Raw genomic sequence first — 24,751 nt, 5'->3', positions numbered from 1 at the left:
TTACTCCGTAGTAGCCAGAGGACTGGCTGCTTGTAACTGGTTTAAATAGACGATGCCGGCATCACGCGGCCCGTGGTGCAATACTTCGCCGCGCTTGAGCACCAGCAGGTCGTCGGTGATCTTGAGGATGCCGGAACGGTGAGAAATGACGACGATGGTCGTGTTGAGGGTTTTCAGCGCCTGCAATAGCTGCAGCAGCCTGGCTTCGCCAAACTCGTCCAGGCTGGCATTGGGCTCATCCAGCACCAGCAAGGCGGGCTCTTTGTAAATGGCGCGGGCCAGACCGAGCAGCTGTCGCTGGCCTCCTGACAAGGGCAAGCCTTGCGCATCCAGCCGAGTATCGTAGCCTTGTGGCAAGCGCAAAATGGCCTCGTGCAAGCCCACGCGCTGGCAAGCCTGCAAGATATGCGGCGTCTCGAGTGGCCCAAAACGTGCCACATTCTCGGCAATGGTGCCTTCGAGCAAAGACACTTGCTGCGGCAGATAACCAACGCTGGTGAGTGACTGCCGCACATTGGCAGGCGTCAGCAAGGTCTGGTTGACTTCATAGCGCCCGCGCTCGGCAAATACCGCCCCGACCAGCAATCGGGCCAAGGTACTTTTGCCTGCCCCGGAGGGGCCCATCACGCATAACAGGCGGCCCGGCAGAATGCTGACATCCACCGCCTGCAGCAACGGGCGGGCCCCATGACTGACCCCGACCTGCGTCAACTGCAAGGTATAGGGCCGCAACAGGGGGGCAGCGGCGACGGTTTCCATTGTTTGCGCCTCAGCCCCCGCCTTCACCGGCACATCCGTCATCATTTGCTGAAGCTCACCGGCGGCCGTCTTGGCTTGCAACCACTGGCGCCAGCTTTGCACCATGACATCAAACGGTTGCAGCGCACGCGCAATCAGCACATTGGAAGCCACCATAGAACCGACACTGATCTCGCCTTCAATGGTCAACCACGCAGCGACAGCCAGCATGAGCGATTGCAGGCAATAACGCACCGATTTGTTGAGAAACTGGCTGCGATCGCTCTGGCGTTGCCAGTGGTCTTCGGACTCGGCTTGCTGTGCCAGCAACTGTTGCCAGTGCTGGCGCAAGGTCTGCATCATGCCCAGCACATGACTGGTCTGTGCATGCTGAATTTTCTGTTGCAAAAAATGCTCGGTACGCTGGCGGGCGGCGTGGGTTTCCTGACCAGGCTGCGCCAAGACATGCTGATGCCACCAGGCCACCAGGCACTGCACCAGGCAGAATGCAATTGCGGTCATGCCCAGCAGCGGATGCAGGGCAAACAGGACGGCGATGTAAATCAGGCTCCAGGGAATATCCAGCAAGGCAAACAAGCCCTGCCCAGTAAGCCACTGCCTGACCGCCGTCAATTGCTGCAAGGCCTGTTGCGGCACACTGGACGCCGGGCGACCAGGATCAAAGGTGGCGGCAAACACCTGTTTGCCAAAGCGCAAGTCAAACTGCACTCCGGTCTTCACCGCATACAAGCTGCGCAACCAGTCGGCCCCCGCCATGAACACAAGCAAGCCGGCTGTCAGCAGCGTCATCGCCACCAGCGTCAGCGTATTACGGCTGAGCATAACCCGGTCATACAGTTGCAGCATGTACAGCGTGGGCACCAGCATCAGCACATTGGTTAAAAAACTCAGCCAGAACATCTGTAAAAATGCACCCTGAAAAGGCTGCATAAATGCCCACATCGGCGACTGCCGCCATCCGCCCGCTAAAGCCATCATAAACTCGCCACCTTGCCGGACTCCGGCTGAAAACTGGCCAGCACCTCGGCCGGTTTGCCGAAGCGGATCATCTGGCCCTGGCACATCACCAGCATGCAGTCGGCGATGCTTAAAATGTGTTGCAAATGGCTGATGATGACAAAGGTAGTGCCCTGTTGCTTCATGCGCGCAATCGCCTGCTGTAACAATCGCTCACTGGTGGTGTCGAGATTGGCATTGGGCTCATCGAGCACCACAAAACGCGGCTTGCCATAAAAAGCGCGGGCCAGGCCAATCAACTGCCGTTCGCCGCCAGACAGGTGCATGCCAGATGCGCCAATCACGGTATTGAGCCCTTCTGGTAACTGCTGCACCCACTCGTTGAGGCCCAGCAGATCGAGTACCTCAGCCAGCGCGGCAGGATCAGGTGTTTGAAAACGGCAAATATTATCCACGAGGCGGCCATCAAACACATCGACCTCTTGCGCTAGATATCCCAGCGAAGGGCCGAGCTGGTTTTTATCCCAACGGTAAATATCCACCCCATCCAAGCGTACCCGGCCGGTGGTGGGTGCCAGCAAGCCGACCAGCAATTTGGCCAGTGTGGTTTTACCTGACGCCGAGGCGCCAGCGACAATCAGCACCTGCCCCGGCGCAAGCTTAAACTGCACCTGGCGGATAAACGCCTCTGCAGGCGTTTTGCCTGCTTGCGGCATGGCATAACCCAGCTGGTCTACGCTCAACTCGCCGACTGGCGGCGGCAAGACCATGCCGGGCGCAGTGGCTGGCGCCCCCGCCAGCAAACTGTCTATGCGTTGATACGCGGTCCAGGCTTGCTCATAGGTTTTCCAATGACCCACACATTGCACCAGCGGTGCGAGCACGCGGGCAGCCAGAATCGAGGCCACAATCATCATGGCGCCGCCGTTGTACAGATCACCTGCAATAAACAAGTAACAGGCCAGGCCCAGAATCAAGCTGGTTTGCAGGGTTTGCAGCCAGCGGGCAGCAGCGGCGCTTTTGCCCGCCAATGCCGAGGCTTGCGCCTGCTGCCACAAAAAACCGTGCTGGTGTTGCAGCCAACGCTGCTGCATGGGCGCCAGCATGGCCATGGCATGCATGGCATCGCCATGACGGCTGATGCTGGCAAAATAACGGTGTGACTCGATTGCATGCTGGTTGGCCTGCGCCATCAGCGGGGCGACGCGAGACTGGTTATGCCAGGTCAAAATCAATTGTATGGTGAGCCCAGCCAGGGTAAGCAAGCCCAGTGCCGGATGAATCCAGAACACGGCCGCTAAAAAAATCAGGCAGAACGGGGCATCAATCAGGCTCAAACAGGCAGAAGAATGTAGCGCTTGCTTGAGGGTAGAGAAATCAGAAAATACCTGGCTGGCAGGGAATTCAGGCATGGACAACCTGCTCGCAAATACGCGTTCAAATACGCGTTGTTGCAACAGGGATTCAAACTTTTTGGCCGCCGACTGCAACAAGTTGCGGCGCTGCCACTCGAGCGCTTCCATCACCAGATAGGCAAAAGCCGCCATCATTGTGAGCATCAGCAAGGTCGAAACATTACGGCTATTAATGACGCGGTCGTACACCTCCAGCATATACCAGGAGGGCACCAGAATCAGCAAATTGGTCACCACCCCAAACAACCATACGCGGCGCCACAACGGCCACAGGGCGGGCAATGCTTGCTTGATGGTTTCAGCTTGCGACAACTTCATCACGACTAAGGACTTTGATAGAGCGTATCGGCAGGCAGGTTTCCCTGCCCGCCTATCCGCCGCTACTTAAACGACAACAAAGTCCGACACAGACACTGTGCTGACACCTGTCAACACTGCAATGTCTACCTTGGCACCGCTACCATTACCATCTGCGTCATAGCTGAGGGTTTTAGTGGTGGTGTTGTAAATCAGGTAATCATTGGCGTCTTGCGCAGTGCCGGTGCTGTTCACACGCAACATGCTGCTGTTAAACCCTGCCAACTGGCTGTACTGATCCAGGTGCAACTCGATTTTGTCGGTGCCACGGGTGAAATCAGTGATGGTGTCTACCCCGGTCAGGTTAAACGCCGTGTTGGTATAGGTTTGCACGCTAGTAGAAGAGCCAGTCACGACTTGCTCGTAGACTTTGCCGAACACAAACGTATCCGCGCCGCCATTCCCTGTCAGCGTATCGTTCCCGCCATTGCCAACAAATACGTCAGCTTTGCTGGTGCCGATAAAGGTTTGCTGGTTAGCATTACCTTCAAAACGCAGGCCATTGGTGGTCAAGCCAGAAGCATCTACGACCACATTGTTGATGGTGCCGCCGTTGTTACCCAGGGTGTTGGAGAGATCAGATACCGTGCCGTTGGCTTTGAAGTAGTAATGATCGTTGAGCAATTGCAGGTCAGTGTTTTCAACATTCAAACGGCCAACCGTACCTCCGACTTGTACCACCTCCATAGACTGGAAGTTGTCGTTGTTGAGTACCACAGTACCATTGGCTTTAGTGTTAGCGCCGATACCGGTCGTAATGCGCAATGTGTCCACGCCATCACCACCCACGATCACATCGTGTTTAGCGCCAGTCGCAATCCACTCTTTGTTACCGTCATCCGCCTTAGAAGTTGTGCCTTGCACACCACTACCAAAACCGCCGATCACAAAAATGTCATTGCCTTCGCCACCATCCAGGTAGTCAGCACCGCCATGACCGATCAACAAATCATTGCCGCCGTTACCGTAAACCGTGTCATCACCCAAACGCATGGTCGCGTAGTCAACACCTTCGCTACCCAGTACGATCTCGTGTGCGTCGCTACCTTCGTTAGCACCGTCAATGCGGGTGAAGCTACCAGCTTCGCCTTCTGAAGCGTCGTACGTCACATCCACATTGTAGTAAAGGTGAGCAACAGAGAAGTCATCTACCTCAAACGCAGCCTTGTCGTATGTGACTGGTGTAGCACCCACAATGGTAGAAGCTGGCTCAAAAGTGGCTTCTTCAAACTCAAGTTCAACAGTGACGTTTTCGACTGGACCACCAGCAACACCGTGGATTTGGTAGCCGGGATTAATCTCTCCCAAGCTGAGTGACTCACCATTTTCTTCTAGTTGCTCAGCTTCCAAAGTGATTTCCACACCACTAGCCAGCTCAATACGCTCAATGCCAGAAAATTGAATGCCTTCAAATTCACCGGACTTGGTGAACTCAAGAGTATCCACAGCGTTATAACCAGCGATTGTTGTGGCAAAGGTGCTGATGGCAGAAGATCCAGGACGAGTGACGATATTGAGACGAACGTCTGTTTCCGCCTCTAATGACATGTCCTCATCTTCAATAGGCACAATATTCCCAGTTGTAGTGTCAATAGCAACTAAACCAGCATCTTCATCTGTTTCGTCGGCTTCAGACAATTCAATATACCGTGCCTCGTTGCCTGCATTATCAAGACCTGACACCCCACCTTCGATAATGAGACCTTCTGCATCCTCCTCATTACCGATACGGAAGGTATCGTTGCCATCGCCACCGATCATTGCGTCATAAGATGTTGCCAAGAAGAGATTACCAACAACAGTTTCATCTCCAGCAGAACTATCATCCCCTTGTAGGTAATCGTTACCTTCTCCGCCACTTAGAACATCATCACCCTCGCCACCATAGATAACATCGTTTCCAGCCCCGCCAAACAAGGCATCGTCGCCATCGCCCCCATAGATGTTGTCGACACCATCACCACCATCGGCATAGTTATCGCCACTCCCAACATCAATAATGTCATCACCTGCGCCGCCGATGATGGCATCGTCACCGTCACCACCTAACAAAATGTCGTCACCGTCACCGCCAAAAAGAATGTCATCACCTGCGCCGCCATCTACAAAGTCATTACCAGCTTGCGCAAGGATGATATCCCCTCCTCCATCACCAGCAATATTGTTATCTAATCCATTACCAATAATTAAATCTGGATTCGATGTACCCGTATAGTCAGTCTCTGTACCATTAAAAATCTTAATTGCCATTTTAAAACTCCTCACGTCTCGGTACTGGAGCAGCATCGCTGCTACTCCAGTTGATTAATTAAAAAGCACTAAACTCATTAAGGTACAGTTGCTCCGGGAGGTGCATAACCGTCAATGCTAATCTCCTGCATGGTGGTAGCCTCTTGACCAGTTTGACGTAAGCGAATCGCTCCAGTTTTTACCCATCCAGAAACGGCAGAGGAATTACAAGCCGCCTCAACATAAGTCATTGCAGAAACGACGTTGGATCCTCCATCATCGTCGACATAACCTACGTCCATCGTGAAATCAATCCAATTACTATTCACTACTGCATCTTGAGTGGCTGCGGTAGTTGATGCCGCAGTTGATGGCCCTATACCTGTTACCTCACCTGTGTAGGCAGCATTAACACTGTTAGCAGTTGGTAAGTCTAAGTAATTAGTACCGAGCAACAACTTATTTGCTGCTGTGTCATATTTATAGGCACGATGCTGTACTGAAGTAAACGTACGGCCGATACGGTAAATGGGGGATGCATTAGTGGCTTGAACGAAATACCCCGCATTTACTGATGCACTTCCAAATCCGCCACGCGCAATATCATTCACTTCAAAGTATTGGGTTCCAGCTGTGTTTGGGTCCCAATCCGCATTTAATGCAGTAAATCGTGCCCCAAATATGCATGACGTACCAGCAGAATTACGCCATACGCGATCAGACACATTACCAATCGTAGTTCCATTGATCACAGCATTTCTTGTGGTTGACGCGATTAATGTATATCCGGCGACAGGAGACGTGGCTTCATTTGTTGGAAAAGTGGCACAAGTGTTATTTGCGCTCGTCGTTGGTTGTGTTGGAGTGCTAGAACCAAAATTACCCGTCGTATTGCATAACGTATAAGCAGAGCCACTAAAGCCCGTTGCTGGGATCGCTACAAGCCCAGTCGCAAAAACAGATGTTGTATTAAACGCATACAGCCCAGCAACAGCCATCGCCAAAATCACTTTTTTCATTTTTAACTCCTTGTAAAAAGGTACAATGAGCAGGCATTTGTGGCTGCCCGCATCACCAATTCACGACAACTCACTTAGTCCCGCTTAAGTTCTAAATATGTTGCTGTTGAATTTTGCAAAGCATTTGCTTCGTAGTCACAAATGCCCTTTTAACTTTTGTCTTAGATCTTTCCTGCTGTCACAATCTACCCAAGGTTGAGTCTTACGTCATTGGGACATTCTCCTAAAAAGTACTTAATCATCAATCTGGCTGAAAATGCCAGTTCAAGCTGAACCATATTCCACGCGGTGCGCTTGGTGCAATATAGTTAGTACTGCGCCAATCATTTGAATTATGGTTATATCCATCAGGCCCAATATTGCCTAAAACACTAGGTGAAAAAGGGTTTCTACCTAATCGACCAGCAGTGAAATACTCTTTATCAAATAAGTTGGTGACCAGCACTGTGGCCGTCCACTCTTTATTGAAACGATAACTGCTTTGCAAGTTAAAGGTCGCATAGCCTGGCGCCTTACCTGGGTTCGTGGTAGGCGCTAAGGTGCGGGTATACACCTCAGCCTTAGTTGTGCCGTTTCCACTCCCATCATCTACCTGTCGAATCGCAGTGAAAGTTCGCGAAACACCCACTTGATGCTCATTATTCTCGTTGCCACGCAAAAAGCTGTCAGAGTGTGCGACCATGGTCAGCCCAACATTCCAGTTATCGGTGAGATCGTAACTTAGCGTCCCGTTCAGGTTATGTAGCGAAACACCAGGCATGCGATCCCCTGGCTTCACATTGATCACCCCCTCACCTAGCGTACTGATAGTTTTGGAACTACTGTTATCAGCACTAAACATAAGGAAATCATCCTGAAACGTGGCATCAGTGAGTCCATAGTTCAAGCCAAAATGCAAGCGATCCATATTCCCTTTAAAGCCAGCTTCAATCCCGCGTCGACGGGTTTTACCTATAGTGTCGAAGAAGCCACGCCCATTACCAATCGCTACAAAATAGATGTCATCTTTGAGATCGGTTTGATACGCGTTGATATTCCATTGCGTGCTTTCACTCCATATACCTCTCATACCGACTTCATAACTGGTTGCTTTAATTTGTGGTAGATAAGGATCTCCTGAAAGCGTAGTAGGTAAGGTACATTGGCGATTCTCGGCAATACTTTTGGGTATTTGGTATACATTGCCATTTCCATCTGTTTGAAAAACGCCTGAGGGACTGCGATCTAAAGCACAACCTAACTCAATCACACTCGGCACGCGCGTACCTTGCGCCACGTTGGCATAAATATTTAAATCCGGCCTGGCTTGCCAACTGGCACCCAATTGTGGGTTGAAAGAATTAAACTTGAATTTCTCTGTTTCAGCACTATCCAGTGCATTCACAATTCTCGGAGTGGTGTATTGAGTAGAAACGCCAGTACAGGCAGGGTCAGTACAAATATTGTAAGTATCTGGATAACCAATAACATCGCCAATTTCATACGCTCCAATGCCACGGCGCGCAGCAATTTTGTTTTTAGTCTGAGTGTCGTTATAGCGGCCTGACATACTAAAGTGCCAGTTATCGACCGGACTCCAAGTTTCACTAAAATAAATACTCTTGGTGGTTTGTGTCCCAGAAAAATCATTATTGCTTACCCATTGATCCGCACCAGCATACATCGGGTGTATATCATCAGGCGCAAGATATGCGTTGCGGCTAGCATCCAACAAACCAAGACGCTGCTTATTGGCATAAGTCGCATCTGCGGCATCAATAGAAGCACCTATCATCACTTTATGATGATCTAGATGCCAGTTGAACTGTACCGAGGCACCATTGGTAATCTGGTCTATGTTGTTATCAGTAAATATCGCAGTTGGTGTGTAATATTTTTTTCCAGTATCAGGGTCCACTTCGTAAACCACACCACCTGTTCCACTACCAGCACCATCAACTGTGGCTATCGTATTAGTGTTGGGGGCAATGTAAGTGAAAGCACCCTTCCCATCCGCCCTTGTCGCATCAGCAATCTTTGTAGCCGAGCAAGCATCGTTGTTAGTAGGTGCTGTTAGAATCAGCCAATTTTTATAATTGACGCCATTGACTGTGGAATAATAAAAATTGTCTAAGTTGAAATAAACGGTTGCACCTGATGCAGTTGGGAATGTGCCCACCCGAAAGTCAGCTAGACGATAAGAATCCTCCCCCCCCCTCAGTTGTACCGCCAAACTCCGGCGAACTGCCAGCAAACGCAACAGACTCCTCGTCTCTGTTATAAACCCTTGTTTCCCACAGATTTCTAAAATAAGTGTATTGATATTTCAAAACATTGGCATAGTATTCAGGCACTTCGGCATTAAATACAGCATCTGAATAGTTTGTTAATGTACGGCCGGTTGAATCAGTGCTTAAATCTGCAAATCCACCTAGCGCATCTAATATAAACGTATTACTGAAGGAGTCATAAGTTCCAGAGCCCGGGCTATCTTCTGCAATTGAAACAACTACGTAATCTGGTACTCCATACAAGTTATTTGCACTGCTTTTAAACAAACAGGTATATTGCTCAGTAGCCGAAGGAATGCGGCGCGCGTAGGCATCATCTTCAATCCCCATAAATACATCAGCTCCCACCTGATGGCGGCGACTATTACGGCGATACACCTGACCAGTCACACTAAAGGTCTCAGTCACTTGAAATGCACCTGAAAGCTGGAATTGAGCGAGGTTATTCGTAGTTTTATCGGGGCCAGTAAAGATACTGGTAGGATCTTGCGCATACATTTCGCTCGGTAGCAACCCATTGCCCACCAATTTGTTTTGTACCAACAGTGTGCTTAAGCTTAAATCAAGTTTATCTCCACGATAGCTTGCTTTACCAAAAGCCTGATTCACCCGGCTAGGTGAGTTTTGACGCCAACCATCCTCCAGAAAAAAATTTCCTGCACCAAACAAGGCAACCGTACCATTATTCCAACCTCCTTCAACTTGAAGCTGCTTACGACCAAATGAACCAGTCAAAATATCAACATCTGCCCCAGCATTATTGAAGCCGTCTTTAGTTTTAAGGGAGAAGGCACCTCCCAAGGTGTTCAATCCAAAAATAGGGTTTGAACCAGGGAATACATCCACACTCGCCAGTGCGTTCATAGGCAACATGTCCCAGTTCACCACATCACCAAACGGTTCATTGACGCGAATACCATCAATAAAGACACTCAGACCTTGCGGCGTGCCAATTTGCGGTCCTGCCGTAAAACCACGATATTGCACATCCATCTGGAACGGGTTACCTTGGTAGTCATTTACCGTCACTGACTGAAGCTTGCGGTTCATGAGGTCGGTGATACTTAGAGAATGCGCCTCTTTAATTTCCTTGGCGGAAATACTTTGTACGTTGCCGGGAATTTCCTCTTTCGTCAGACCAAGGCCAGGCAAAGGCCCAACTTCGTAAAAGCGCTTGGCTCGAACCTCTACTTTATCGAGCTGAACATCTTTCTTTGCGTCCTTTGTGGCCTTTTGAATAAAAATGTTATTACCTTCCACCTTAGGGACAAGACCGCTTTCATTCAACATCCTCCGCAGGGCTTCCGCGCTCGTCATACGGCCACGTACCTCTGGCGCAGTTTTTCCAGAAACGATGTCGTTCGGGAATGAGATATTCATCCCGGTGGCTTTGCCCAGGTCGTGCAAAGAGTTCGCCAAAGGCTGTCTTGGAATATCCACATTCACTGGCACGCTAAAAGTCTCCTCTTGCTGTGTTGGCAATTGGGTGTTCAGTGCTTCTGCCCAAGTGGGCTGTGTTGCCATCACGCTCAATGCAGTGAGCGCTGTGTGTAGTCCTCTTTTGTGTATTTTTGTATTTCTAATCACAGATTCTTCTCCTGTCCTATTGACTCATCTGTGAGCGCGGCAAAACCCTGACGTTGTTAACTTAACTTTACATAATGGGTTTGGTTATGTTTTTTTGAGGGCTAGAAAATCGCTTTAATAAAAGCCGATGAGAGGAAAAATATGGCGAGATTGAGGATCAGGAATTGGCGAGAAGGCTTAATCGTATGCGTATTTACAAAGACTAATTTGCTTAGAGAAAAGGCTGAAGCAACTTAATTGATAACGACCTGACTCAGCGCAAGGTCATTCACGCATCAAGTGATTAGTGCGCGCTATTCAGCAAGGTATATTGGGGCGTTTCTTGCAGTTTGACCGGGGCGATATTGGGCAGGCCGCGCAGGAAATGGTCGATATCCTGGATATTGATATCTGCAGAAATATTGCGCACCTGCTTGCCCTGTGCTTGCACGGGTTTAACGCGGTAGCGCGAAACGGTGTAAGCTATTTCGTCGATATCGGCGCGGTCAAATACCAGGCGGCCTTTCATGAAGGCAAAGGCGTCCGAGGCGGGGCGATTGACCAGTGCCATGGCGTGATTGGGGTAGACCTCGAGCACCTGGCCGTTGGTGATCTCCCTGGCGATGGCGGGCTGGCCTTCAGCGGTTGAGGTGGCTTGTTCAGCTTTAGAGTCGAGATTTGGTTCGACCTTGACTCGGCCATGATCCACGCTGATACGCACCAGTTGTTGCAGACGGTTGACGGCAAAGCGTGTGCCTAACACAGTAACTTTGGCGGTATCAGTTTCGACAATAAAGGGGCGCTCTGGGTCTTTGGTCACTTCAAAAATGGCTTCGCCTTCTTTAAGCAGCACATGGCGCTCGTGGCGATAGTAAGTGACTTCCATATCACTCTTGGCACTGAGGGTGACTTTACTGCCATCATCCAGCGTTTTGGTGACGATTTGACCTACCGGGTTTTGCGCGGCCATTTGCATGACGGGCTGAGCCTGCCAAACCTGGTATTGCTGATGTGAGAAATATCCCATGATACTGATCATGCCTATCATGAGCAGTTGGCCAAGCCGGCGCTGCCGGGTTTTGCGTTTGGCCTCGTTGGCTAAAAACATTCGCTGCTCGGCGGCATCGGCCAAGCTAGAGAGGCTCTCGGCTGAATCCAGTTGCCGCATGGCGCGGGCAATACTGTCGTATTCCGCCGCATGGCGCGGATCATCGGCCAGCCACGCCTCAAACGCTTGCTGCTCGCTACCACGTGCATTTTTCTCCTGCTCACGCAACCGTAAATACCAGCGCGCCGCCATCTCGCTCAAGGTGAGCGATTTGGCATTGAGTGGCTTGGACTGGGCGGGTTTTGACATGGCAGCAGTTGAGGTCAATAAGCCTTTAATGGTTGAGGGTTTGCTGAAAGGCACGGATGTCCAGCATGGCACGAATCAGGTGTTTTTCTACCATGCTGGTACTGATATCCAGATGCAAGGCGATTTCGCGTTGCTTCATTTCATCGACGTGATAGAGCCAGAATACCTGGCGGCATTTTTCTGGCAATAAATCCACAATACGCTGCAAGTGATGCAGTTTTTGCCGGGTTTCATACAGCTGCTCTGGCGTGCAGTCGAGGATCAGGGCGGTTTCGTCCATCTGCTCCTCATCGACAAAGCGGGTGCGGTATCTGAACTCATCGACCAGCAGATGATTCACGATGCCGTTTAAATAGGCCTGTGGCGACTCTTCACGTGCCGGATGGCTGGAGACGGCAAAAAACACCAACGCATCATGCAAAATATCTTTGGCCCGCTGTACACAAGCTGTTCGCCGACCAATGCGACGCAACACATCCGTGTAAGCCCATTTTAAATCGATCCCGCACCATGCCAGTGTCTCGCTCATATCCTGCCACCCTACTTTTAGATTTATATTCATAGAGTGCAAAACGCATGCCACATGACACAACCACGTATAAGAGACTGATTCTCAATTATAAAAAAAATGAATAGGGAAAATTTCCTGACATAAAACAGGTTTAAAACAACCATATTTAATAAAAATGGCTGATAAAAACCAATTTGGTTATGGCACATCCAGCGACCGCTCCGCTGGATCGTGAGGCCTGCAACGCTAACCTTTGTTTATCCGTCAAGAATAGGCATCGAATCATGCTGGCATCACAGCGTTAAGCGCCAAACCACCAAAATATTCAGGCACCATCACAGCCCAAGTTCACAATGAATTGCAAAAATTAGCGATAAATTGAATCTGTGCTCTCCCCCTAAAAGCTCAAAGTTTTCGATAATAGCGCCAACTAACTGGCATCCATCGCCTGAACAATGGATGCGGGTTCGGACATGGCTGCTTTCATCTGAATTAAAACGCTTAATAAAGAATAAAACAAAGCGATATTTTGATGATCAAGCCGGTTGCCTCTTGCATAAGATAAGCTATTCCTGAAACCTGTACCGATTTTAATGTCACTGCTCCAGAAACCTGATGCTAACTTATTGCGCGCCCGCTACCACAGCCTGGTAAACGACGTGCCCGTGGTCATTTTTACCGCGATTAGCGCATTGACGATCCAAATGGTGGCGCTTCAGGGTGAGATTGATTGGAAATTTGCCATTTTGCCGCCCATGTTGCGCTTGGCGATAGGCGTGATTTTGCTGTGGTTTTGGTACAAGCACAGGCATGACCAGCCACCGATCGAGAATATCCGCAAACGCCTGGATACCGCCTCTACCTTGCTGATACTGGCAGGCCTGTTTACCTTCTGGCGCAGTTTGTACCTGTTTCCAATCACGGGCAGTTTTTCGCATTACTTTTTAATCGTGCACAACACGCTGTATGGCTTGTGCTTTGCCTTTATCCTGAGCAAATTGGGGGCGGCGGCTTACGCCTACAATGTGTTGCTGATTGGGGCGGCGGTGACCTGCGTGTTTCGTGGCGACATTGAACATCCCTATTTGGTCGCCATGCTGATTCTGGTGTTTGAAGTGGGCATGCTGTTAACCATGCGCGCCAGCAACAAGACCTTTGACCAATGGGTGAATGCAACCTTTGAAACGCAAAGCCTGCTTAAGGAAAATCAGCGGCTGGCACAACAGGATGTGTTAACTGCGCTGCCTAACCGGCGTCAGTTCTTTCTGCAAGCGGCACAACAACAAGCCGAATCCAGCCTGGGTGAGCATTGTTTTGTTGTTGGCATTCTGGATCTTGACCACTTCAAACCGATCAACGATCAATACGGTCACCATATTGGCGACCTGGTGTTAAGCGAGGTGGGCAAGCGGCTGGCTGCGATTCACACAGCTGACGTGCAGTTTTACCGACTGGGTGGCGATGAGTTTGCATTTCATTTATTGTCTGATTGCGAGCATCTGCGCCTCAAGCAAGTGTGTGCAGAAATCAGCCATGCACTGTCTCAAACCATGCATATCGACGAACGGGTACTGACGGTGAGCGCATCTATCGGCGCCTGCTCCACCTGCGACGCCAAACTCTCTGCGCAAACCATGTATGAACACGCAGACCAGGCGCTGTATCAGGTCAAGCGTGCCGGCCGCGGTCACTTGCAGATTTACAGCGAGCCCCTGGACCTTAAAAAAATGGCATAACTTATACTAGCCCTGCCCTTTTGTCTCAATGCACTTTCTAATCTTGCTAATGCATCATTATTGACCGATCATCGCCGCATGCGGTGGCGTTACTAACACTTTTCCCGCCTCAAAATTTGGCTGTTTATAACCAAACCAGCACATTTCCGTTTGTTTTCAGCCAAAACCATGTTCATTTTTTAAGCAAATTACATTACCATAAAACTTTACTCAGTCTAAACAGCCCAATGTGTTGAGGTTTATTCTCAGCGAACCCATTTAGTTTCACCCCTGCAACACAGCAACAACAAGAACGGCAATGAATGCCAATAAAAGGAGGTGGTGCAATGAGTACAAATACGCTATTGATTCTGGATGATGATGTCACGCTGACGACACTGATGACTGCCGTCGCAAAAGATCTGGGATTTGAGGTCAAACACTGTGAAGATGGCAGACAATTTATTGATGCCATCCTGGCCTGGAAGCCATCGCACCTGGCCATTGATTTGGTCATGCCGAGTATTGATGGCATTGAGATTCTGAAAACGCTGGCGCGTATGGACTGCCAAAGCAGCATTATCCTGACCAGCGGCATCGGTTCAGTGCTACTGCCGCTGGCGCAGCTGACGGCCTTGGAACATCAATTGAATATCCGCGGCATTTTGCATCACCCGGTCTTACCGCATCTGCTGCAAAAACTGCTGGCGGACCATCCTTCCGTCGATTTGCATGCCACGGATCATACACAAGTCGTCAAACCACTCAGCATCGACCACGAGAGCATAGACGCGGCGATCCGCCAGCAGCAATTCGTCGTCTATTATCAACCACAAATTGAGTTATTTACTGGCGAGGTGATAGGCTTTGAGGCCTTGCTGCGCTGGCAACACCCACAGCATGGCATCCAGTTACCCGAATTATTTATTCATGTGGCAGAAGACACTGGGCAAATAGAAGCCCTGACTGAATACGTGGTTGTGACTGGTATCCAGTTTATCCAATCCATCAGTTCAACCCTATGCTTGTCGGTCAACATTTCAGCCAAAAGCCTGCACAATGACCGTTTGATCATGATGCTGGAACAAGTCTGCCAACGGTTTGCCTTCGATCCCGCGCGCATGATTCTGGAATTGACCGAAACTGCCACCATGCTGGATACGCAACAGGCGGAAAGAATCCTGACTCACTTACGTGAACAAGGCTTTAAGCTCAGTATTGATGATTTTGGCACGGGCTATTCTTCGATGTCGCAATTAGCGGCGCTGCCATTTACCGAGCTCAAAATTGACAAATCATTTGTCACTACCATGGAGGCCTCTTCCAAATCACGCAAGGTGATCGCCTCAACGCTCAAACTGGCAGAAAGCCTGGGGCTAGAGACGATTGCCGAAGGCATAGAAAACAGTATGGCCGCCATCGGTTTACGGGAGCTGGGCTGCCGCTTCGGGCAAGGCTATTTTTTTGCCAGACCCATGGATGCGGCCGCCAGCAAAGTCTGGCTCAGCCACTGGAACGGACAACGCTGACCGCAGCAGCTGGCCCCGGCATATGGCCAAGGCATCGCCTGACCCGATGCCGGTCAGGTACGCAGGTAACTGACGATCTCGGGTTCAACCATCGGGCTGGCGTAGTAAAAGCCCTGGATAATCTTGCAACCCATGGAGGATAGCAAGTCGACTTGCTGCTGTGTCTCGGCGCCTTCCACCACGCAATCAACGCCAATGCCATGAGACAGGGCCAGAATGGAACGCACGATCATTTTGCTCTTCGGATTGGTTTCCATATCATGTACAAAGCTGCGATCCACCTTGATCTTGTTGAGCGGCAAACCTTGCACGTGACTCAGGCTGGAGTAACCGGTCCCAAAATCATCCAGCGCCAGGGAAACACCAGTTTGCCGTAACAACTCGATATTGTTTCTGCTCACAATAAAATCCTGAAGCAAGGCAGTCTCAGTCAACTCAAAGGTAATCCGTGCAGGATCGACACCACTGGCGGCGAGCATCGCCACCAGATCCTGCACCACCTTATCACTGATAATATCAAACGCCGACAGATTAAAAGACAAGCCAATCTGGGCAGGCCAGGCCTGCACGGCCTGCAAGGCCTGAGAAAACAAAGTCAGCGTCAGACTGGAGATCATGCCTATACTTTCAGCCACCGGGATAAATACACACGGGCTGACCATCCCCAGTGCCGGACTGTTCCAGCGCGCCAGACATTCAAAGGCGATGGTACGACCAGAGGGGATATCCACCATCGGTTGAAAGACCAGGAAAAATTCTTGAACCAGATCCGCAGAACGTAACGCCCGTTCGATTTGCAGGCGGCTTTGCAGCCGTTCAAGATGACGGGCCGAAAACAGCTCGGTATGGCTGCGCCCCGTGTTCTTTGCATGGTAGAGCGCATAATCCGCATACTCATAAAGTTTCTCTGACGTATCATCCACCTCAGGAAACACCGCAATACCGATAGAGGCGCTCAAATTGAATAACATCCCCTCTACGGCTACCGGCTCTTCAATCAGCGCAATCAAAGACTGACCAAGCTGCTTGAGCGCCGCTTCATCGCCAACAAAATGCTTGTGAAAGGCAAATTCGTCGCCGCCCAAGCGGTAGAAGTGAATAGGATGCTGACATCGCGGGTAATGCTTGAGACGCCGACCGATTTCCACCAGCACAAGGTCACCAATGCGGTGCCCATGCGCATCATTCACCTGCTTGAACTTGTCGAGATCAATGATGCCAATCGCAAATTTTTTGCCTTCGTTTTTCAAATGCTCCAGCGATTGCGCTTTAATCGTGGCAAAAAACTGGCGGCGGTTTGGCAGTTCAGTCAGCATGTCCACATTGGCCAGGCGCGCATTTTCGGCGGCCAGATTTTGAGCGTGTAACGAACTGTAGACCAGGGAATCAAAGCTCTTGTTGCGGCGGTACATGGCAATCAACATGCCAATCTCAAAAATCAGGATCATGAATGCAAATGAATGGCTATACTCAATATCGGCATACAGCACGTAAGCAAGCGTGGTGACGATCAGCATCAGATTGTAAAGGTAGGCCGGCCGGCCAAGGCTGACCAGCAGAAACGGAAAACAGATGCCATATAGCGTCATCTGCACGACCAAAAAGTAGCGGCTGTAGCCAGATGAGTCTTGCAGCAGATGCAGGTCGCAAATCACAGTGGTGATGCCCGCCACAAGCAGCAAACTGGCGAAAAACTGCAAGCGTTTGCGAACCACATCGGTGTGCGGTTTTTCCTTGCGGTGAATAAACCAGTAGACAAACACTGCGGCCGAAACCAGCGTGAGCATGGCAGGCACGACAAAAGACCAGACAAAGGGCTCATTACGGTGAAACACCGAGATTTGTGTCAGCATCGCCACCACTGCAGCCACAATCACTACAGGCACATAAGGCAGCAACGAAAAGTATCTGGCGTAAAGGATGTTTTCGTCAAAATGACGGTAATATCGTAGGTCAATCATGGGTAACACATCAAAATCTCAAAATTCGGCCCTGCCGGAACAGCCGCAAACACGCCCTATTTGCAGCAGGTGAGTATATTGGCAAATAGGCCGGGGGGTTTGTTAAATAATGCAAAAATAGAGAGGATCAACCGCGGTTGATCTGGATGCATCCTGCGCGGCAACTGCTTTTGCCATGCTGGACACGACTTGCTATGTTTATTTACCGAAGATTTCGTATCACGAATGTCCGGTTTTTTTGAGAATCAGGCAACAAGCGATGCAACCCTGGCCATCGAAGCCGTTGCAATCAGCCCTGTTCCCTTGATGAATGACCAAACCCGAATTAACGCCTGTCATTATAAAAGCGATGCCCGCAATTACTCATAGCCCAATCGGACTATTCAAGCCAGGTGCACGTAAAATGCAGGCGTAGTGACCACGCATACGTAGTGTAACGGTTGCCGAAAGGCCATTATCCAAGTATCTTTAATCGCATCCCCAGTCAGATTCAAGGTCATGATCAAAAAAGAAAAACCTGCAAAAAGCTCTACTGTCGACGCTTTGTATAGCCAGCTCAAGCAAAAAATTATTTCTTTTGAGCTCTATCCGGGCACGCGCATTACCGAACTGGCGCTGGCAGAGATGTTTGGTGTCAGCCGCACGCCGATCCGGCAGGCGTTGCAACGGCTGGAAATAGAGGGTTTTTTGAGCATACGTCCCAAGCAGGGTTGCTTTATCCGTGAGCTGGATGTGAACGAACTGATGGAGTATTACGAGGCACGCATCGCTCTGGAGTTGCTCATCGTCGAATCTGCGGTCAACGCCATGAGTGACAAGCAAGTGGAGCAGATGATGGCACTGTGGCAGCCGGAGAAGCATGATGCGGAATTACAGATGGGTATAGACCTTGGTGAAAAAGATGAGTCTTTTCATGTCGGGCTGGCGCTAGCCAGTGACAAACCGGTGCTGGCCTCGATTTTAAAAAACATTAACCACCGCATCCGCGTCATTCGTCGCCTGGACCTGAACGCTGACAATCGCAGCCAGCGCACCTATAAAGAGCATTATGAGATACTGCAGCTCATTAAAGAGCGCGACACGACCAAGGCCAAACAAGCCATGAAGCGACATATCCAGCGCAGTCGAGAATTCGCCAAAACCCTGACGCTGACTGCCTTGGCGCGGCAAAAGTTCTTATCCACCCCCTCTGCCTGACCGCCTGAAACCCACCCAGTCCGCCGCACTGGTACGGCACTTGCTTGGCTTTTGTTGTATACAATATTGCATATCAAAAAAAACCTCACCAAGGAGTTTGCTTTGTCACACGCCATGCTACAAGACACCGAAATCACACCGGCATTTGTTGCCAGCCAATTGCAATTACAGGGTATCACGCTTGACGAACAGGACCTGCTGCAAACCACGCAACATTACCGCCTGCTATTCAGCCATGCCGAACGCGTCATGAGTTGGCCGCTGGACGAGCACATTGAGCCCGCACCAGAGTTTCGCCCACAGGCAGCGAGCTAAGCGCCATGGATGGAAGTCAGAATGCAATCGAGATTGCCAACGCAATCCGCCTGGGAACCGTCTCAGCCCTGCGCGTGACCGAGGCGGCGCTGGCCGACATTGCGCGCCATGATGGCCGCTACAACAGCTTTACCACCGTAACTGCGGGGCGTGCGTTGCAAGAGGCCGCGGCCGTGGATGCGGCACGTGACCGTGGCGAGCGCTTGCCACCGTTGGCGGGTGTGCCGTATGCGGTGAAAAACCTGTTTGATATTGCCGGGTTGCCTACCCTGGCCGGGGCCAAAATCAACCAAAGTCATGCCCCCGCCAGCACTGATGCGCAGCTGGTGCAGGCCATGCAAAGAGCGGGAGCCATCTTGCTCGGCGCGCTCAATATGGATGAGTATGCCTATGGCTTCACTACTGAAAACCACCATTTTGGCCCCACCCGCAATCCGCATGATCCGACGCGTAGCGCTGGTGGCTCGTCCGGCGGCTCAGCCGCCGCCGTCGCTGCCGGGCTGGTGCCACTGACGCTAGGCTCAGACACCAATGGCTCCGTACGGGTGCCCTCGTCAATGTGCGGTTTGTTTGGCTTGAAACCAACCTATGGCGCCCTCTCCTTACAAGGCATGTTTCCGTTTGTGCACAGTTTTGATCATGCCGGGATTTTTGCGCGCTCCGCGCAAGACTTATCGCTTTGCTTTGACGTGCTGCAAGGCAACACCAGCGCGGACTCAACGCCACGATTAGTCTCAGACACGCCACGCCTCGCCCGACTGGGTGGCTATTTTGAGCAAGGCGATGCGCAAGCACAGGCCGCCGTCGCCACCGTGTGCAAGGCCTTGCAGGTGACGCAAGTGGTCGAGTTACCCGAAGTGGCGCGCGCCCGCTCAGCCGCCTATCTGATTACCGCTAGCGAAGGCGGCAACCGCCACCTGACCCGCTTGCGAATGCAGGCCGCTGACTTTGACCCGCTGACCCGCCCCAGGCTGGCGGCAGGCACCACGCTACCAGCCGCCTGGTATCTGCAGGCACAACGCCTGCGGCGCTGGTTTTTTGAGCAGGCCATGCAAGTGTTTGCGAGCACGGATGTGCTGATTGCACCGGCCACCCCTTGCTGTGCACAACCGCTAGGGCAAGAAGACATGGTGATCAACGGCAACCGTATGCCGTTGCGACCCAACATGGGCATGTTTACCCAGCCGATTTCGTTTATTGGCTTGCCTGTCGTCGCGGTGCCTGTGCATTTGCCCGGCCAGCTGCCGATTGCGGTACAACTGATAGGTGCGCCCGGCAAGGAGGCGCAGCTGCTGCAACTGGCACACCATTTACAGTCGTTGTCAGTCTGCCAGTCTCCCGTGGTTAGAAACTGATACAGAGGTGACCCATGCTGATTAATCATCCCCCTGTCCTCGCCGAAGTCACCGCGGTATTTGCTGACTACGAACGTGCCCTGGTCAACAATGACGTACAAGCCCTGATCCATTTCTTTTGGCAAAGCCCCCTCGCCGTGCGCTATGGCGCTGCCGAAAACCTGTATGGCTGGGAGCAGATTGTCGCCTTCAGAAAACAACGCACGCCCCCGCCGCCACGCACCCTGTTTAATACAGTCATCACCACCTATGGCCATGACTATGCCAACACCAGCACCGAGTTCAGGCGCGACAATGGCACTGGCCGGCAAAGCCAGAGTTGGATACGCACTGAACAAGGCTGGAAAATCGCAGCGGCGCATGTGTCCCTGATGCCGGACTAATGCGCTCGCTTGGTGCGAGCCGCACTCTTTTGGCGAGCACTGGCTGATTTTCCGCATCCTCGCCGAGCAGATTAAACAAGAATTCCCTTGTTTTAAAAGCCTTTTTTCCAACCAGGCATAAACGCAACTCAGGCATGTGATTTGCTTTGTTGTATACATTGATGCATTTTATAAAGTCATTCCAGATGATCTCCACCCTGCAAACAGTCACCGTCCCAGCCACGCCCGAAGCTTTTGTCTTTGATCCCGCACGCACTGCACTCATGCTCATCGATATGCAACGCGACTTCATTGAAGAAGGGGGCTTTGGGCAAAGTCTGGGCAATGATGTGCGTTTGCTCAAAGTGGCAATTGCCCCCTGCCAGGCCGTGTTGGCGGCAGCCAGGGCGCAGGGCATGTTGGTAATCCATACCCGTGAAGGCCACCGACCAGACATGTCAGACGCCTTTCCAGCCAAAGTGGACCGGGGCGCGCCAAAATTGCGCATCGGCGATCAGGGGCCGATGGGGCGTATCCTGATCCGTGGCGAACCGGGGCACGAGATTATCCCGGCGCTCTCACCCATCGCTGGCGAACCCATTATCGACAAGCCTGGCAAAGGCGCCTTTTATGCCACCGACCTCGAACTGCTATTACGCAAGCGCAACATTGAAGCGCTGATTGTCTGTGGCGTGACGACCGAAGTCTGCGTGCATACCACGGTGCGCGAAGCCAATGACCGCGGTTTCCGTTGCCTGATTCCTGGCGATTGTTGCGCCTCATACCACCCCGAATTTCACGCCGTCAGCCTGCGCATGTTTGCCGCCCAAGGCGCGATTTTTGGCTGGGTCACCGATAGCCAGCCACTGGTCAACGCATTGCAAAAATAATCAGGCATCCCGCCATTTGAGGAGAATCCCCATCATGAAAACCGCTTCAGGCATCAAACTCTGGTCACCGGGCGACTGGAACGCGCTCTTTGGTTTTGGCACCAATATTCTGGTCAATCTGCTGGTGCTCACCGGCCTGCTCAGGTTTGTGCTCAAAATGCCGGATGAGATGGTGTTCGGCCGCATCTTGCCGGCCACCGGGCTCATGCTGTTTCTGAGCACCATGTATTATGCCTGGCTCGCCTATCAACTCGCTAGGCAGACCGGTCGCAATGATGTGTGTGCGCTGCCTTCAGGCGTCAGCGTACCGCACATGTTTGTGGTGGTGTTTGTGATCATGTTGCCCATCTCGCTGGCCAGTGGCGACCCGGTCAAAGGCTGGGAGGCCGGACTGGCCTGGGTATTTATCCAGAGCTTTGTGCTGATGCTGGGCGGCTTTATTGCGCCGGTGATCCGCAAAATCACCCCACGTGCCGCATTATTGGGCACGCTGGCAGGCGTCTCCGTCGCGTTTATCAGTTTGCGCCCGGCGCTGGAGATGTTCATGACGCCCATGGTCGGCGTGGTCTGCTTCGCCATTATTCTGGCCAGCTGGTTTGGCGGCGTGCGCTATTTCAAAGGCATCCCGGCCGGGCTGGTGGCGATTGCCGCCGGGACGCTCATCGCCTGGGGTTCTCACCTGTTCGGGCTCGATTATGCCCACATGAGCCTGAATAACGTCAGCGCCGCCCTTGCCAACTTTGGCTTTTCCATCCCGCTACCCGCCCTCAACCATGTGTTTTCAGGCTTTGAATTTTTAGGTGTGATTCTGGTGACCGCCATCCCGTTTGGTATTTATGACCTGGTTGAGGCAATGGACAATGTTGAGAGCGCAGCGGCAGGGGGCGACAGCTTTCCGACAACAAGGGTGTTGACGGCCGACGGCGTGATCAGCCTGATTGGCTGCCTGATGGGCAACCCATTTATCAATGCGGTCTACATTGGGCATCCCGGCTGGAAGGCCATGGGCGGCCGCATCGGCTACTCAGCCGCGACCGGCGTCATTGTTTTGCTGCTTTCCTGGCTGGGCATCATCGCCCTCATGGCCTCATTGATTCCGGTGGTCGCCATTTCGCCTATCTTGCTCTATATCGGCATGCTGATTGGCGCACAAGCGTTTCAAGAAACGCCCAAGAGCCACGCGCCTGCCATTATTCTGGCCTTTTTGCCACATGTTGCGGCCTGGGGAAAATTGCAAATTGACAACGTCCTCGCCGTCGCTGGCACCAATGCCGCCACTTTGGGGCTGGATAAACTCGGCCAGGTGGGCGTGCTCTACCATGGGCTGGAGGTGCTGGGTGGTGGCGCCATTTTAGGCGGATTGATGCTGGGTGCGATTGCCGCCCTGGTCATAGACCGCAAACTGGCAAAAGCTGCTGGCTTTGCACTGGCAGCGGCGCTGTTTACTTTTTTCGGCCTCATGCATGGCGAGGCGATCGGCATTGGCCAATCGCTGCCGATTGCCGCCAGTTACCTGGTGGTGGCGATCATGCTGTGGCTAAGCAGTAAATATGCGCGCATTGAGGCCTTGCCCACCGGCCTCAGCAGCCAGCACTAACCCCGTGCCAGCCACCCTGACCCACACCGGAGCCCTGCCCCACATGAATTTGAACATTTCGCATCTGAGCGCCGCTTATCGCGCTGGCAGCCTGAAACCCAGCCAGCTGGTCCGGCAGCTGGCAGAAAAAATCCATGCCGAGGATACGCACCATGTCTGGATTGACCGGGTCAACCTGGAAGAGATGCTGATCTACGCCTGCCAACTGGAGGCGATGGACCCAACCAGCCTGCCTTTGTACGGCATCCCGTTTGCCATCAAAGATAATATCGACCTGGCCGGATATCCGACCACGGCCGCTTGCCCGGACTATGCCTACACGGCCGACCAACATGCCACGGTGGTCAAAAAACTGATTGCCGCGGGGGCGATCCCGGTCGGTAAAACCAACCTTGATCAATTTGCCACCGGCCTGGTCGGCGTACGCTCGCCGTATGGCGCCTGCAAAAACAGCATTGACCCTGACTACATTTCCGGCGGCTCCAGTTCGGGTTCTGCCGTGGCAGTTGCGCTGGGCATGGCCAGTTTTAGTCTGGGCACAGACACGGCAGGTTCTGGACGGATCCCGGCCGCGTTTAACAATCTGGTTGGCATCAAACCGACCTGCGGCCTGCTTAGCACGCATGGGGTGGTGCCGGCCTGCCGTTCACTCGATTGCGTCTCTATTTTTGCCGGTACCGCCGAAGAGGCACACGCCGTGTTGCAAGTCGCGCAAGGAGAAGACCACGAGGATGCCTATTCACGGCGGGCACCCGCGCAAGCAGTACATTCTTTTCCACCCCGCTTTCGCTTTGGCGTGCCCCGGACTGAGCAACTGAATTTTTTTGGCAACCCCGAGACGCCCGCGTTGTTTGCCCACGCCGTACAAGCACTGACTGCGATAGGCGGGCAAGCCGTCGAAATAGATTTTTCGGTGTTTCTCAACACGGCGCGCTTGCTTTATGAGGGCGCCATCGTCGCCGAGCGCTATGCCGCCATCCGGCCCTTTATTGAATCACACGCAGAGGCCATGCACCCGGTAACGCGTAGCATCATTCAGGGGGCCAGCAAATTCAGTGCAGCCGACGCCTATGCCACGCTATACCAGCTCAAAGCCAACCAGGCGCAGGCCCAGCAATGCTGGGATGAGGTTGACCTGCTGGTCACGCCGACGGCAGGCACGATTTACACCATAGAAGAAGTGGAACAGGACCCGATCCAGACCAATAGCAACCTGGGCTATTACACCAACTTTATGAACCTGCTGGATTTGTCTGCTATCGCCCTCCCGGCCGGATTCCAGCACAACGGCCTGCCGTTTGGCATTACGCTCTGCGCACCGGCTTTTCATGACCTTGCGCTGCTTGAACTGGCGCAACGGCTAGGCCGCTAACCGCGCTAAAAAATACAA

General features: G+C 52.1%; 18 protein-coding genes. 9 read left to right on the top strand and 9 right to left on the bottom strand.

The annotated features are described in order from the left end of the window. From ACFQ1T_RS06495 to ACFQ1T_RS06460, 8 genes are all read right to left on the bottom strand, one after another. On the bottom strand, nucleotides 1-1,737 hold the full coding sequence (locus ACFQ1T_RS06495; RefSeq protein WP_379075004.1) for a type I secretion system permease/ATPase: 1,737 nt from the start codon (nucleotides 1,735-1,737) through the stop codon (nucleotides 1-3). Next, the gene (locus ACFQ1T_RS06490) at nucleotides 1,734-3,449 is read right to left on the bottom strand and encodes a type I secretion system permease/ATPase (protein ID WP_379075001.1); all 1,716 of its coding nucleotides are present in this window, start codon (nucleotides 3,447-3,449) and stop codon (nucleotides 1,734-1,736) included. Before ACFQ1T_RS06490 ends, ACFQ1T_RS06495 begins: the two co-directional genes overlap by 4 nt. Nucleotides 3,450-3,515: 66 nt before the next feature. Beyond that, complete coding sequence (locus ACFQ1T_RS06485; protein WP_379074997.1) at nucleotides 3,516-5,738, bottom strand: calcium-binding protein; 2,223 nt, start codon at nucleotides 5,736-5,738, stop codon at nucleotides 3,516-3,518. A 77-nt stretch (nucleotides 5,739-5,815) separates the two neighbouring features. Beyond that, nucleotides 5,816-6,736: a hypothetical protein gene (locus ACFQ1T_RS06480; RefSeq protein WP_379074994.1), complete on the bottom strand. Its 921-nt coding sequence runs from the start codon at nucleotides 6,734-6,736 to the stop codon at nucleotides 5,816-5,818. 241 nt (nucleotides 6,737-6,977) lie between these two features. Further along, entirely contained in the window at nucleotides 6,978-8,975 is a 1,998-nt protein-coding gene (locus ACFQ1T_RS06475) for a TonB-dependent receptor domain-containing protein (protein WP_379074991.1), read from the bottom strand. After that, the gene (locus ACFQ1T_RS06470) at nucleotides 8,902-10,530 is read right to left on the bottom strand and encodes a TonB-dependent receptor plug domain-containing protein (protein WP_379074988.1); all 1,629 of its coding nucleotides are present in this window, start codon (nucleotides 10,528-10,530) and stop codon (nucleotides 8,902-8,904) included. Before ACFQ1T_RS06470 ends, ACFQ1T_RS06475 begins: the two co-directional genes overlap by 74 nt. 346 nt (nucleotides 10,531-10,876) lie before the next feature. Beyond that, entirely contained in the window at nucleotides 10,877-11,929 is a 1,053-nt protein-coding gene (locus ACFQ1T_RS06465) for a FecR family protein (protein ID WP_379074985.1), read from the bottom strand. A gap of 25 nt (nucleotides 11,930-11,954) precedes the next feature. Next, nucleotides 11,955-12,458 (bottom strand): RNA polymerase sigma factor, encoded by a 504-nt coding sequence (locus tag ACFQ1T_RS06460; protein WP_379074982.1) that lies wholly within the window; start codon nucleotides 12,456-12,458, stop codon nucleotides 11,955-11,957. 575 nt (nucleotides 12,459-13,033) lie between these two features. On the opposite strand from ACFQ1T_RS06460, the gene ACFQ1T_RS06455 reads away from it, so the two are divergent. Then, the gene (locus ACFQ1T_RS06455; protein WP_379074979.1) at nucleotides 13,034-14,176 is read left to right on the top strand and encodes a GGDEF domain-containing protein; all 1,143 of its coding nucleotides are present in this window, start codon (nucleotides 13,034-13,036) and stop codon (nucleotides 14,174-14,176) included. Nucleotides 14,177-14,502: 326 nt separating this feature from the next. Then, entirely contained in the window at nucleotides 14,503-15,684 is a 1,182-nt protein-coding gene (locus ACFQ1T_RS06450; protein WP_379074976.1) for an EAL domain-containing response regulator, read from the top strand. Between the two features lie 53 nt (nucleotides 15,685-15,737). Here the strand turns inward: ACFQ1T_RS06450 and ACFQ1T_RS06445 are convergent, their stop codons facing one another. After that, nucleotides 15,738-17,645 carry a putative bifunctional diguanylate cyclase/phosphodiesterase gene (locus ACFQ1T_RS06445; RefSeq protein WP_379074973.1) on the bottom strand — a complete coding sequence of 636 codons (1,908 nt, stop codon included), beginning with the start codon at nucleotides 17,643-17,645 and terminating at the stop codon, nucleotides 15,738-15,740. 498 nt (nucleotides 17,646-18,143) lie between these two features. Here ACFQ1T_RS06445 and ACFQ1T_RS06440 point away from each other — a divergent pair, with 498 nt between their 5' ends. From ACFQ1T_RS06440 to atzF, 7 genes are all read left to right on the top strand, one after another. Further along, nucleotides 18,144-18,842 carry a GntR family transcriptional regulator gene (locus ACFQ1T_RS06440; protein WP_313986852.1) on the top strand — a complete coding sequence of 233 codons (699 nt, stop codon included), beginning with the start codon at nucleotides 18,144-18,146 and terminating at the stop codon, nucleotides 18,840-18,842. A gap of 66 nt (nucleotides 18,843-18,908) precedes the next feature. Further along, nucleotides 18,909-19,157, top strand: coding sequence for a hypothetical protein (locus tag ACFQ1T_RS06435; RefSeq protein WP_379074970.1), 249 nt, complete (start codon nucleotides 18,909-18,911; stop codon nucleotides 19,155-19,157). Nucleotides 19,158-19,162: 5 nt separating this feature from the next. Continuing rightward, nucleotides 19,163-20,512 (top strand): AtzE family amidohydrolase, encoded by a 1,350-nt coding sequence (locus ACFQ1T_RS06430; RefSeq protein WP_379074967.1) that lies wholly within the window; start codon nucleotides 19,163-19,165, stop codon nucleotides 20,510-20,512. A gap of 14 nt (nucleotides 20,513-20,526) precedes the next feature. Continuing rightward, the gene (gene hpxZ, locus ACFQ1T_RS06425) at nucleotides 20,527-20,895 is read left to right on the top strand and encodes an oxalurate catabolism protein HpxZ (RefSeq protein ID WP_313986860.1); all 369 of its coding nucleotides are present in this window, start codon (nucleotides 20,527-20,529) and stop codon (nucleotides 20,893-20,895) included. 161 nt (nucleotides 20,896-21,056) lie between these two features. Next, nucleotides 21,057-21,764 (top strand): cysteine hydrolase family protein, encoded by a 708-nt coding sequence (locus ACFQ1T_RS06420; RefSeq protein ID WP_379074964.1) that lies wholly within the window; start codon nucleotides 21,057-21,059, stop codon nucleotides 21,762-21,764. 34 nt (nucleotides 21,765-21,798) lie between these two features. Further along, a complete protein-coding gene (locus ACFQ1T_RS06415; protein ID WP_379074961.1) occupies nucleotides 21,799-23,361 on the top strand; it encodes a hypothetical protein in 1,563 nt (520 codons plus the stop codon). Beyond that, complete coding sequence (atzF, locus tag ACFQ1T_RS06410) at nucleotides 23,315-24,733, top strand: allophanate hydrolase (RefSeq protein ID WP_379074958.1); 1,419 nt, start codon at nucleotides 23,315-23,317, stop codon at nucleotides 24,731-24,733. Before ACFQ1T_RS06415 ends, atzF begins: the two co-directional genes overlap by 47 nt. The last annotated feature ends 18 nt before the right edge of the window (nucleotides 24,734-24,751 follow it).

Origin of the sequence: Methylophilus glucosoxydans (assembly GCF_042676145.1) — a bacterium.
In the GTDB taxonomy this organism is placed as follows: Bacteria; Pseudomonadota; Gammaproteobacteria; order Burkholderiales; family Methylophilaceae; genus Methylophilus; species Methylophilus glucosoxydans.
Note: the sequence above shows the minus strand (reverse complement) of the source record. Positions and strands in the feature narration are given on the sequence as shown.